This window comes from Aestuariivirga sp. (assembly GCF_046294715.1).
Classification (GTDB): domain Bacteria; phylum Pseudomonadota; class Alphaproteobacteria; order Rhizobiales; family Aestuariivirgaceae; genus Aestuariivirga.
In genome coordinates this window covers 1-12,075 of record NZ_JBKBKI010000056.1, presented here as the reverse complement: position 1 = coordinate 12,075, position 12,075 = coordinate 1, and the positions used below count along the sequence as shown (strand labels likewise).

14 protein-coding genes are annotated in these 12,075 nt (G+C 64.7%); all 14 read right to left on the bottom strand.

Translation table 11 applies throughout. From position 1 onward, the window contains the following. Positions 1-1,860, bottom strand: a 1,860-nt coding sequence (dnaE, locus tag ACK4HL_RS20015; protein WP_409764491.1) for a DNA polymerase III subunit alpha, incomplete at its 3' end; no start/stop codon positions are given. Positions 1,861-1,892: 32 nt separating this feature from the next. Next, positions 1,893-2,951 (bottom strand): histone deacetylase family protein, encoded by a 1,059-nt coding sequence (locus ACK4HL_RS20010; RefSeq protein ID WP_409764488.1) that lies wholly within the window; start codon positions 2,949-2,951, stop codon positions 1,893-1,895. A 1-nt stretch (position 2,952) separates the two neighbouring features. Further along, the gene (locus ACK4HL_RS20005; RefSeq protein WP_409764485.1) at positions 2,953-3,630 is read right to left on the bottom strand and encodes an ABC transporter ATP-binding protein; all 678 of its coding nucleotides are present in this window, start codon (positions 3,628-3,630) and stop codon (positions 2,953-2,955) included. Positions 3,631-3,635: 5 nt separating this feature from the next. Further along, on the bottom strand, positions 3,636-4,946 hold the full coding sequence (locus tag ACK4HL_RS20000) for a lipoprotein-releasing ABC transporter permease subunit (RefSeq protein WP_409764482.1): 1,311 nt from the start codon (positions 4,944-4,946) through the stop codon (positions 3,636-3,638). Beyond that, positions 4,946-6,271, bottom strand: coding sequence for a proline--tRNA ligase (gene proS / locus ACK4HL_RS19995; RefSeq protein WP_409764479.1), 1,326 nt, complete (start codon positions 6,269-6,271; stop codon positions 4,946-4,948). Before proS ends, ACK4HL_RS20000 begins: the two co-directional genes overlap by 1 nt. Positions 6,272-6,668: 397 nt before the next feature. Further along, positions 6,669-6,944, bottom strand: coding sequence for a DUF1467 family protein (locus ACK4HL_RS19990; protein WP_409764476.1), 276 nt, complete (start codon positions 6,942-6,944; stop codon positions 6,669-6,671). Continuing rightward, a complete protein-coding gene (gene mce / locus ACK4HL_RS19985) occupies positions 6,941-7,345 on the bottom strand; it encodes a methylmalonyl-CoA epimerase (RefSeq protein WP_409764473.1) in 405 nt (134 codons plus the stop codon). Before mce ends, ACK4HL_RS19990 begins: the two co-directional genes overlap by 4 nt. Before the next feature lie 49 nt (positions 7,346-7,394). Continuing rightward, positions 7,395-8,117 (bottom strand): DNA repair protein RecO, encoded by a 723-nt coding sequence (recO, locus tag ACK4HL_RS19980; RefSeq protein ID WP_409764470.1) that lies wholly within the window; start codon positions 8,115-8,117, stop codon positions 7,395-7,397. 3 nt (positions 8,118-8,120) lie between these two features. After that, positions 8,121-9,035, bottom strand: coding sequence for a GTPase Era (era, locus tag ACK4HL_RS19975; RefSeq protein WP_409764467.1), 915 nt, complete (start codon positions 9,033-9,035; stop codon positions 8,121-8,123). Then, positions 9,032-9,721 carry a ribonuclease III gene (rnc, locus tag ACK4HL_RS19970; protein WP_409764464.1) on the bottom strand — a complete coding sequence of 230 codons (690 nt, stop codon included), beginning with the start codon at positions 9,719-9,721 and terminating at the stop codon, positions 9,032-9,034. Before rnc ends, era begins: the two co-directional genes overlap by 4 nt. A gap of 2 nt (positions 9,722-9,723) precedes the next feature. Next, positions 9,724-10,515 (bottom strand): signal peptidase I, encoded by a 792-nt coding sequence (lepB, locus tag ACK4HL_RS19965; protein ID WP_409764461.1) that lies wholly within the window; start codon positions 10,513-10,515, stop codon positions 9,724-9,726. A gap of 161 nt (positions 10,516-10,676) precedes the next feature. Next, a complete protein-coding gene (gene acpS / locus ACK4HL_RS19960) occupies positions 10,677-11,075 on the bottom strand; it encodes a holo-ACP synthase (protein WP_409764458.1) in 399 nt (132 codons plus the stop codon). Further along, positions 11,072-11,656, bottom strand: coding sequence for an orotate phosphoribosyltransferase (gene pyrE / locus ACK4HL_RS19955; protein WP_409764494.1), 585 nt, complete (start codon positions 11,654-11,656; stop codon positions 11,072-11,074). Before pyrE ends, acpS begins: the two co-directional genes overlap by 4 nt. An 11-nt stretch (positions 11,657-11,667) precedes the next feature. Next, the coding region (locus ACK4HL_RS19950; protein ID WP_409764455.1) for an ACT domain-containing protein at positions 11,668-12,075 on the bottom strand (408 nt) is incomplete at its 5' end.

The window sequence follows — 12,075 nt, the reverse complement described above, 5'->3', positions numbered from 1 at the left end:
CGAGCTTTCCAGCTGGAACACGCCCACCGTATCGCCATGCCCCAGCATCTCGTAGGTCCTGGGATCGTCATACGGGATGTGATTGATGTCGAAGGAGGGCTCGCGCACGCGGATGAGGTTCTGCGCCTTCTCGATGACGGTGAGCGTCTTGAGGCCCAGGAAGTCGAACTTCACCAGCCCGGCCTTCTCGACGTATTTCATGTTGAACTGGGTCGCCGGAATGTCCGAGCGCGGGTCTCGGTAGAGAGGCACCAGCTCTTCAAGCGGCCTGTCGCCGATGACCACGCCCGCCGCATGGGTGGATGCGTTGCGATAAAGGCCTTCGAGCTTCAGCGCGATCTCGAACAAAGTACGGACGGTCGGATCCTTGTCGCGTTCCTCCTGCAGCTTCGGCTCGCCCTCGATCGCCTGCGCGAGCGTCACGGGATTGGCCGGGTTGTTGGGAATGAGCTTCGAGAGCCGGTCCACCTGGCCATAGGGCATCTGAAGCACGCGGCCCACGTCGCGCGTGACCATGCGGGCCTGCAGCTTGCCGAAGGTGATGATCTGCGCCACGCGATCGGCGCCATAACGCTGCTGCACGTAAGTGATCACCTCGCCGCGCCGGTCCTGGCAGAAGTCGATGTCGAAGTCCGGCATCGACACACGCTCGGGATTGAGGAAGCGCTCGAACAGCAGGTTGAACCGGAACGGATCGAGGTCGGTGATGGTGAGCACATAGGCGACGAGCGAGCCCGCGCCCGAGCCGCGGCCGGGACCGACAGGAATGCCGTTCGCCTTCGCATATTTGATGAAGTCCGACACGATCAGAAAGTAGCCGGGAAACTTCATCTTGGTGATGACGTCGAGCTCGAAATCGAGGCGCCGGACGTATTCCTCCAGCGTGCGGCCCTCCACCAGCCCTCTCGCGGCGATACGCGCCTCCAGCCCCTCATGGGCCTGGCGGCGCAGCTCTTCGGCCTCGTCGCCCTCAGAGAAGCGCGGCAGGATGGGGCTGCGCGACTTCACGCGATAGGCGCAGCGCATGGCGATCTCGATCGTGTTCTCGATCGCCTCGGGCACGTCGGCGAAGAGCGCGGCCATCTCGGACTGGCTCTTGAAGTAATGCTCGGGCGTCAGCCGCCGCCGGTCCTCGGTGACAAGCACCTCGCCCTCGGCAATGCAGATCAAAGCATCATGCGCGGCATAGTCGCCGGCCTTGGCAAAATAAGGCTCGTTGGTCGCAACGAGCGGTACGTCCATGCGGTAGGCGAGTTCGACGAGGCCGTGCTCCGTTTCGCGCTCGGGCGGGGTGCCGTGGCGCTGAAGTTCGATATAGAACCGGTCTCCGAAAAGGTCCTTCAGCCGCTGCACCTGTTCTGCCGCGAGCGTTGCCTGGCCCGCGAGCAACGCCTCGTTCACCGGCCCGTCCGGGCCGCCACTGAGGCAGATGAGCCCAGCCGAATGATCTGCCAGATAATCCCAGACGACATGGTGCTCGGCATTGTCCGGGCTCGAGAGATAGGCCCGGCTCGAGAGCTTCATGAGATTATGGTAGCCCTGCTCATCCTTGGCGAGGAAGGCCATCGAGGGCATGCGGCGAAGCCCGCCCACCTGCTTGAGGCTTCCCTCCTTCGGCTCGGCCAGTTCGACCTTCAGCGTGCAGCCGATGATGGGCTGGATGCCCTTTTCCGCCATGGCGTCCGAAAATTCGAGCGCGCCGAAGAGGTTGCCGGTGTCGGTAATGGCCACCGCCGGCATCTTCGCTTCCTTCGCCAGCGCGGCCAGCGCCTTGATCTGGAGCGCGCCTTCGGAGAGCGAATAGGCCGTGTGCGTGCGGAGATGCACGAAGATCGGCTGTTGCGGGGTCGAGTCGGCCATGGGGCCGGATGATAGCGGCTTGCGGCCCGTGGTTACACCGCTGGCTTTTCCTCATGCACAGGAAGCCGGTGGACCCCCTCATAGGCGGTGAGGAACATGGCGAGATTGTCGGAAAGGTGCTCGGTGAGGTAGCCCCCCTCCTGGACGATGACGGTGGGGAGGCTGAGCGCCGCGATGCGCTCGGCCATGCGGGCGAAGCCCGCCTGGGTGACCTTGCCGCCGCGGAGCGGGTCGGCCTCGTGCGCATCGAGCCCCAGCGCCACCACAAGCGCTTGCGGGCGAAAGGACTGGATCTTCTTCAGGGCCTCGTCCAGCGCCTTCAGCCAGGCGTCGTCGCCGCTCCCCACTTCCAGCGGCAGGTTGAGGTTGAAGCCCCTGCCCTCACCCTCGCCCAGCTCCCGCGCCCCACCCCAGTAATAGGGATAGTACGCATCGGGCGTGGCGTGGATGGAGACGGTAAGCACGTCAGCGCGACTGTAGAAAATGGCCTGCGTGCCGTTGCCGTGGTGGACGTCGATGTCGAGAATGGCCACCCGCTCTTGCGCAGAACGAAGTTGCTGCGCGGCAAGGGCGGTGTTGTTGAGATAGCAGAAGCCGCCGGCCCGCTGGGCATAGGCGTGGTGGCCGGGCGGGCGGCAGAGAGCATAGACAAGCCCCTCGCCCTTCAGGCACATGTCGGCGGCCGTCAGCGCCGTCATGGCCGAGGCCTTGGCTGAAGGCCAGGTCTTTTCGGTGATGGCGCAGGAGAAATCCATGAGGAATCGCCCGGCCTTGGCCATGATGTGCTCGGAAGGGTGCAGAGTCGGTGCGAGCGGGCGAAGGCTTGCCATCAGCTCAGGCGCGGCTCCGTCGATCTTCGACCATTCCTCGAAGGCTGATTTCAGGAAGGCGAGGTAGCGGTAGTTGTGCACCGTGGAGATAACCTCGTCGTCGAAACGGCGCGCCGCACAGATCTGGGCGCCGGATTGCCGTGCGCCTTCGAGCAACGCACGGGCGCGTTCCGGGCTTTCCGGATAATCGACGAGGTGGCCCTTGCTGAGGAACCAGCTCGGGGCGTGGCCGAGCTGGACGGCAGAGAACACGGCCTTCATGTCATTCCTCGATGATATGCCCGCGCTCGAGGCGGGCGGTGCGGCTCATGCCTTTCGCGAGATCGAGATTGTGCGTGGCGACAAGGGCGCCCAGGCCCTCCTCGGCAATGAGCCGCAGGAGCTCGTCCTGGACGTGTGCGGCCGTCTCGGGATCGAGATTGCCGGTGGGTTCGTCCGCCAGGAGAAGAAGCGGCCGGTTGGCGAGGGCACGGGCGATCGCCACGCGCTGCTGTTCGCCGCCCGAGAGCTCGGCCGGGCGATGCTCCAGCCGCGCTTCGAGGCCCATGCGGACGAGAAGGTCGCGCGCCCGTTTCATCGCCGCCTCGCGGCCCGCGCCTGCGATGAGTTGCGGGATCATCACGTTCTCGAGGGCGGAGAATTCCGGGAGCAGATGATGGAACTGATAGACGAAACCGATGCCGATGCGGCGGATGCGCGTTCTCGCCCGGTCGTCGAGCGTGGTGCAGTTCTGGCCCGCGATCAGCACCTCGCCCGCCGTCGGCGCCTCGAGGAGCCCGGCAATATGCAGCAGCGAGGACTTGCCCGATCCCGACTGGCCGACGAGCGCCACGATCTCCCCCGGCCGCACCGCGAGGTTCAGCTCGCGGAAGACTTCGAGCCGGCCCTTGCCTTCGGCATAGGAGCGCGCCACGGCGCGGAGTTCGAGGGCTGGCGTCATCCCGCTCATTCGTACCGCAGCGCCTCGACGGGATCGAGCTTTGCCGCCCGCCAGGAGGGATAGAGCGTCGCCGCGAAGGAGAGGCCGAGAGCCATAAGCACGATCAGCACCGTCTGCCAGGAGTCCATCTTGGCCGGCAGCTGCGCCAGGTAATAAAGTTCCGGATTAAAAGGATCGACGCCCGATACCCAGGAGATGAACTGCCGGATCCGCTCGGTGTTGAGGCAGATCAGGAGGCCGACGACGAAGCCCCCCAGCGTCCCCGCCGTGCCGATCGCCGCGCCGGTCAGGAAGAAGACGCGCTGGATGGTGCCGCGCGTCGCACCCATGGTGCGGAGGATGGCGATGTCGCGACCCTTGTCCTTCACCAGCATGATGAGGCCGGAGATGATGTTGAGCGCGGCCACGAGGATGATCATCGTCAGCACCAGGAACATCACGTTCCGCTCCACGGCCAAGGCGTTGAAGAAGGTCATGTTGCGATCCTTCCAGGTGGTGACCGACATGCCCTGCCCCGCCTCCGTCACGATCGAGATCAGATATTGCTCGACCTCGTCAGGATTGTCGACCATCACCTCGACCTGGCTCACCCCCTCTTCCATGACGAAGTATTCCTGGGCCTCGGCGAGCGGCATGTAGATCACGTTCTCGTCGTAGTCGGACATGCCGACCTTGAAGATCGCCACCACCGGATAGTCGCGAATGCGTGGCGCGGTGCCCAGCACCGTCTCCGGCCCCTCGGGCGAGATGATGGTGAGGCGGGAGCCCAGCCCCAGCTGGTGGCGCCAGGCCATGCGCTCGCCGATCGCCAGGCCGCCCGAGCCGTCGAAGCCTGCGAAACTGGCGGTCGCGTCCGGCAGGTGCTCCGGGTTCATCGCGGTGCGGAGATCCTTGTTGTTGAGGCTCGGCAGCTTCTGGATGTCGGCCTCCGAGATACCGCGCACGAGGGCTCCCGTGTTGTTCCTGAGGCTCGAGGCCATGGCCTGGCCCTCGACCAGCGCCACGGCGCGCGTCACGCCGGGAACGCGCGACAGCCGCTGCTGAAGGTCCAGGTAATTCTCGATCGGCATCACGTCCGAGCGATAGACGCTGACATGGCCCTGGAAGCCCAGAATCTTGTCCAGCAGCTCGGCGCGGAAGCCGTTCAGTACCGCCATGACGACGATCAGCGTCGCCACGCCAAGGAGGATTCCGAGGAAGGAGAACAATGAGATGACGGAGATGAAGCCTTCCCGCCGTCGCGCACGGAGATAGCGGCCGGCGAGCATCCACTCGAAGCGGGCGAAGGGCCGCGTATCGGGAAGGCTCTTGTCCATCACGGGGCGAAGCGTGAGACGAGTTGGCCGAGCGCCACGTTCTCGCGTTCGCCGGTCTTGCGGTTCTTCACCTCGGCGATGCCGTCCTTCAGCCCGCGCGGCCCGATGATCACCTGCCAGGGAAGGCCGATCAGGTCCATGGTGCCGAACTTCGCACCGGCGCGCTCGTCGCGGTCGTCATAGAGGACGTCGACGCCCTTCGCCTCGAGCGCGTCATAGACCTTGGCGCAGGCGGCATCCGTCTCCCTATCTCCGGCCTTGAGGTTGATGAGCCCCACCTTGAAGGGCGCCACGGGTTCGGGCCAGATGATGCCGTTCTCGTCATGGCTCGCCTCGATGATGCCGCCCACCAGCCGCGACACGCCGATGCCGTAGGAGCCGGACTGCACCGTCACCATCTTGCCGTCCGGCCCCTGCACCACGCAGCCCAGGGGCTCCGAATACTTGGTGCCGAAGAAGAAGATGTGTCCCACCTCGATGCCGCGGCCCGTGACCCGGCGCTCGGCGGGAACGCGCGCCTCGTAGTCCGCCTGGTCGTGCATCTCGGAGGTGGCGGCGTATTTCGAGGTAAAGTCGTCCACCACACGGGCGACGGCATCGACGTCGTCATAATCGATCTCGAAGGTGGACCAGTCCATGTCGTGGAAGGCCTTGTCGAAAAACACCTCGGATTCGCCCGTGTCGGCGAGGATCAGGAACTCATGGCTGTCCTTGCCGCCGATGGGGCCGGTCTCGGCGCGCATCGGCACTGCCTTCAACCCCATGCGGGCGAAGGTCTTGAGGTAGGACACGAACATCTTGTTGTAGGAGTGCTGGCCCGCCTCGCGCGTCAGGTCGAAGGAATAGGCATCCTTCATCAGGAACTCGCGACCGCGCATGACCCCGAACCGCGGCCGCACCTCGTCCCGGAACTTCCACTGGATGTGGTAGAGATTTCGTGGCAGGTCCTTGTAGCTCTGGACGCCCTGGCGGAAGATGTCGGTGATCATCTCCTCGTTGGTGGGACCGAAGAGCATGTCGCGGTCATGCCGGTCCTTGATGCGGAGCATTTCCTTGCCATAGGCGTCGTACCGGCCGGACTTGCGCCAGAGGTCCGCCGGCTGGATCGTCGGCATCAGAACCTCGAGCGCGCCCGCCCTGTTCTGCTCCTCGCGCACGATCTGCTCGATCTTGCGCAGCACGCGGTAGCCGAGCGGCAACCAGGAATAGCTGCCCGCTGCCTCCTGCCGAATCATGCCGCAGCGCAACATGAGCTTGTGGGAGACGATCTCGGCTTCCTTGGGATCGTCCCGCAGAATGGGCATGAAGTAACGGGAAAGGCGCATGTTGGTCCTGCTTCGGAGGGTTTGCGCCCTTTTACGGCATATGCTCCGGAACTCAAGTCAGGGCGCAAGGCACGTCGCAGGCAACTGCGGCCCGTCGATACTGCGGACTGCATGAACTTCCCGCCTGGCGCGCCAGACTGTGGCAGGACTGTGATTTTTCCCTCGACAAGCTTCCCGGTTGTGCTAGCTTTTTTCGCAATAAGAACAAGACCAAGGTGTGCACTGCGGTGACCCAGGTCTGGGGAGGTTCGTTTCCGGGCGTGCGCCTCAGCGGCTGCCGCCCTTGCCGGTCCGGTCACCGGCAGCGACGGAAACAATCGGAAAAAGGCGAGGCCTGACGGCTTCGCCTTTTTTCTTTGAACGCCTGCTCATGCGCGAGGCTCGTGGCACGCCTGCCTCAGTGCACCGGCATGTTCTTGAGGAACGGAACATCCTCGAATCCGATCCAGCCATAGCTCATCTGTCCCCAGATCAGGGCAAAGACGATGCTCGCCAGGATGGTGGTGGCGAGGACCTTCCGCCACAGCATGGGATTGACCGGGGCGCCGGCCTCGTTGCCCTGATCCACGCTCTCACCGGCTTCATGTGCGTTGCGGACGCCGAAGGGCAGCACCGCGAAGAGGCACACCCACCACACGATGAAATAGATGGCAACGGCGCTCGCGAGGCTCATGCCTGCTCGAGCTCGACGAGCGTGCCGCAGAAATCCTTGGGATGCAGGAACAGCACGGGTTTCCCATGGGCGCCGTTCCTGGGGTTGCCGTCACCCAGCACGCGGGCGCCCTGCGCCTTGAGGTGATCGCGGGCGGCGAGAATGTCCTCCACCTCGTAGCAGACGTGGTGAATGCCTCCCGCAGGGTTCTTCTCGAGAAATCCGCCGATGGGGCTATCATCGCCCAGGGGCTCCAGCAGCTCGATCTTGGTATTCGGCAGATCGACGAAAACCACCGTCACGCCATGTGCCGGCTCGGGCTGCGGCGCGGAGACCTTGGCTCCCAGCATGGAGCGATAGACCTCGGTGCCTCTGGCGAGATCGGGAACGGCAATGGCCACGTGGTTCAGTCGTCCAAGCATGTCGTCTCCCTCCTGTTCACGGGCGTTTTAGGGGGTCGAATGCCGCCGCTCAATGCGGCCTTTCGGCCAAGGCGCGGATGATCCAATCCTGTTGTTCAGGCATCTTCGCACCGCGCGGCTCGAACACATGGCGGTCAAGGAAGAAGCCGACAAGCCTCAGCCCGTCGACCACGTCCCGCTGCGAGGCCTCGCCGGCCCCCATCAGAAACGGCGGCAGCCGGAACATGCGGTCGCGGAATGGCGCCCCCGCCTCCGCCGAAACGGCCTTGCCACTCCTGGGCGAGACATAGGCGAGATCATCGCGGCGGCCGGTGGCGGCACATTTCGAGAGATCGAGGCCGAAGCCGAGCTCATCCAGTAGCCCCAGCTCCCAACGCACCAGCAGTGCCGGCCACAGCGCATCGTCCTCGATTGCGTCCAGCACCACCCGCAGCGCCTGGTAGACGCGGGGGTGCGGTTCGCGCTCCGGCAGCAGCTGGGCAAGCCCCGTGAGAGTTGCCAGCCCGGCAAGCCGGAATGGTTCTGCCATGATGGCGCCGGCTCGCAGTTCAAGCGGTTCGAGCGTGAAGGTGCCGAGCTGGTCCTCGAGCCTCGCGCGCCACACAGCCTGCACGGCATTTCCCGCCTGCAGGACCGGGCGCTGAGCCCTCGACCTGCCGCCGCGCACCAGCCCGAGGGAGCGGCCATGAGCGGCAGTCAGGATCTCGGCGATGGCGCTGGTTTCGCCATGGCGGCGGACGGAGAGGATCACACCTTCGTCACGCCACTCCATGGCTCAGACGTCGAGTCCCATGTTGCGGAGCCGCTCCTTGTCCTCGGCCCAGCCCTCGCGCACCTTCACGAACAGGAAGAGATGCACCTTCCGCCCGAACTGCTTCTCCATCTCGGCCCGGGCAAGCTGGCCTATCAGCTTCACGGTCTGCCCGCCCTTCCCCAGCACGATCGCCTTCTGGCTGTCACGCTCGACATAGATCACCTGGTCGATCTTGACGGACCCGTCCTTGCGCTCCTCCCAGCCCTCGGTCTCGACCGTGGAGGCATAGGGAAGTTCCTCGTGCAGGCGCTCATAGATCTTCTCGCGGGTCATCTCGGCGGCCATGAAACGCAGCTGGACATCCGCCACCTGGTCTTCCGGGTAGAGCCAAGGTCCCTCCGGCATCTTCGCGGCGAGGGCCTTCAACAGGTCCGCGGTGCCAGAGCCGGTGAGAGCGCTCACCATGAAGGTCTGCTCGAAGGGAAAGGCCGCGTTGAAGGCGGCTGCCGTCTCGAGCAGCTGTTCGCGTTTCATCAGATCGATCTTGTTGATCACCAGAATCGCCCTGGTCTGCGTCCGAGCAAGCTGGGTGATGATGGCCTTCGCCTCGTCCGTGAGGCCGGGTCTGCCGTCGACGAGCAGGACTACGGCGTCGGCATCGCCCGCCCCGCCCCAGGCGTTCTCCACCATGGCGCGGTCCAGCGTTCGCTTCGGCTTGAAGATGCCCGGCGTGTCGACCAGCACGATCTGGGCATTGCCCTCGATGGCGATGGCGCGGATCCTGGCGCGCGTCGTCTGCACCTTGTGGCTGACGATCGACACCTTGGAACCGGTGAGCTGATTCACGAGGGTGGATTTTCCCGCATTGGGAGCGCCGATGATGGCGCAGAAGCCGCAGCGCGTCGGCGCTGGCGCCGAAACCGTTTCATCCGTCATGGCCTTATCCCTTCGCGTTTAAGGAAGGCGTCCGCCGCGTCCATTTCGGCTGCGCGCTTGTTCTTGGCGGTGCCGGTCGCCGGAGCCATGCCCTTCACCTCGACGGAAACGACGAATACCGGCTCATGATCCGGGCCTTCGCGGCTCAGAATCCGGTAATCGGGAATCGGCAGCGCGCGGGCCAGCGCCCATTCCTGCAGAAAGGTCTTGGGGTCCTTCACTGCCACTTTCGGGTGCCGGAACAACCCGTCCCAAGCCGTGAGCACGAAGGACCGCGCCTGCTCCAGCCCGCCATCCAGGTAAATGGCCGCCACCAGGGCCTCCATGACGTCGCCCAGCACCATGCGGTTGGTGTTCATGCCCTTGGCACGTTCGCCGGTGCCGATGATGACGAGATCGGATAAACCGATCGTGTCACCCGCCGCAGCGCAGGATTCACCCCGCACCAGGCCGCTGAGCATGGCCGTCAATTCGCCCTCGCCACGTTCGGGATAGGTGCGGAACAGTTCCTCTGCGATGATCAGGCCCAGGACCCTGTCACCCAGGAACTCGAGGCGCTGGTAGTCACCCTTGTGCTTCTCGGTGCTGCCATGGGTGAGCGCCCGCACCAGGAGCGCCTCGTCCGTGAAGCGGTACCCGAGCCGGTCCGAAATCTCGTCGCGCCGTGCGGTGGAGAGTCGGGTCAAGGTCAGATCAGGTTGAAGAAGCGGCTCCAGCGTATCGCGAAGGGCCACCGCCACACTTCGAACAGGCTGGCATCCGGCGAAACAGAGAAGAAGATGATGTCGGCGCGGCCGACGAAATTCTCGATCGGCACATAACCCACGCGCGGGTAGCGCGAATCCTGCGAGTTGTCGCGATTGTCGCCCATCATGAAGTAATGGCCTTCAGGCACGACATACTCATCGGTATTGTCGGCCTCGCCGAGGGTCTCGGTGTCGAGCACGTTGTAGGTGACGCCGTTGGGCAGCGTCTCGACGAACTGCGCGACCGGCCTCCGGAGGCCTGGCTCGGAGGGATCGGTATAGTCCTCGACGCGCTCCTTCTTCACCGGCTGCCCGTTGATGTAGAGGATGCCGTCCCGCATCATGATGCGGTCGCCCGGAAGGCCGATCACCCGCTTGATGTAGTCGATGCTGGTGTCGCTCGGCAGCTTGAAGACGGCGACGTCGCCCCGCTTCGGATCATCCGGCAGGACGATCCGGCCCTTGAAGTCCAGCGGGCAGCAGCTCACCAGCTCGTTGCCGAACATCCCGACGGAGAAATTGAAGGAATATCGCCCGTAGCCGTAGGACAGCTTGGAGACGAAAAGGTAATCGCCTACCTTCAGCGTCGGGTACATGGAGGCGGAGGGGATGTTGAAGGGCTGGTAGAGGAAGGTGCGCACGACGAAGGCGATGAGCAACGCCTGGATGATGACCTTGACGGTCTCCCACAAGCCGTCCTCAGACTTGCGCCGCGTGTCCTGTGCCGCCGCCATCGTATGGTCTTTCTTGTGCATTTTCCGCCAAGCCGGAGAGAGCCCGGCCACCGAAGCCCGGCGTATAGACCCTGTACATGGATGATGCAACGCAACTGCGGTCATCGCAGTTCACTGTTGCGTTTAGGGCACACATCTTCGGGGCTTGCCCCGGTGCCGGGTCAGCGCGGCACAGCCTCGATCATCACGAAGGCGTGGGCATAGGGAAAATCGTCGGTGATCGTGAGGTGGATCACCGTGGAATGACCCGGGGGCGTCATGCCCTCGAGCCTCGCCCGGGCGCCGCCGGTCAGCTGCATGGTGGGCTTGCCGGACGGCTCGTTCACGACACCCATGTCCTTCCAGAACACGCCCGCCCGAAAACCGGTCCCGAGCGCCTTGGAGCATGCCTCCTTGGCGGCGAATCGCTTGGCGTAGGAGGCCGCCCTCTGGGCCCGGCGGTCAGACTTGCGGATTTCCACCTCGGTGAAGATCCGGCCGGTGAAGCGCTCGCCGTAGCGCTCCAGCGTCTCCGCGATGCGCCGGATGTCGATCACGTCGTTACCGATGCCGATGATCATTTGAGGCCCCTGCTCCCCGGTTTCACGGCAGGCATCGCGGCGAGTTCCGGTGGCAGGCTGTCCGCCGCATGGGTGGGGATGTCGAGCCGGGTGAGTGCCGCCAGCGGCACGCCGAGGTCAGCCTTGCCGCCCGACCGGTCGATGAGGCAGGCAGCGCCCACCGTGATGCCGCCCTCTTCCGCGATGCCGGATATGCATTCGCGAGAGGAAAGCCCCGTGGTCACGATGTCCTCGACCATCAGCACCCGAGCGCCCTTGTCGATCGAGAAACCGCGCCTCAGCGTCAGCTTGCCGTCGACGCGTTCGAAGAAGATCGAAGGCACGCCGAGCTGGCGTCCCATCTCGTAGCCCACCACCACGCCACCCATGGCGGGCGAGGCGACGAGCTCGATGGGCGAGTGGACCAGCGCCCGCACCTGTTCCGCCAGGGCGGCGCAGAGACGTGCCGCCCGTTTCGGGTCCATCAGCACCCTTGCGCACTGCAAGTAACGGCTGGAATGCAACCCCGAGGAGAGTATGAAGTGGCCTTCCAGCAGGGCGCCGGCTTCGCGGAACTCGTCCAGAACCTCGTTTTGCGTCATCGTCATTCCGTCTATCCTGTCTTCCGGTTCACGTCGCTGACCGCTGTCTTGCCGCGCAAGCTCGCCATGATCTCGTTGAGGTGCTTCAGGTCATGCACCTCGAGGGTGATGTCGACGTCGAAGAAGTCCCTCGCACCCTCGCGCGCGACCATCTGCAGCGCATCGATGTTGCCGCCATGATCGCTGATCGCCTGGGTGACCTGGGCGAGCGCCCCCACCTCGTTCAGGATCGACACGCTGATGCGCGCCGGGAAGCGCTGCTCCTCGGCTCCGGTGTCCCAGGCGAGGTCCACCCAGCGTTCGGGCTGGTTGTCGTACTGCTCGAGCGCCTTGGCGAAGATCGGGTAGATGGTGATGCCCTCGCCCGGCGTGAGGATGCCGACGATGCGCTCGACCGGCACCGCCCCGGTTTCGGGGGC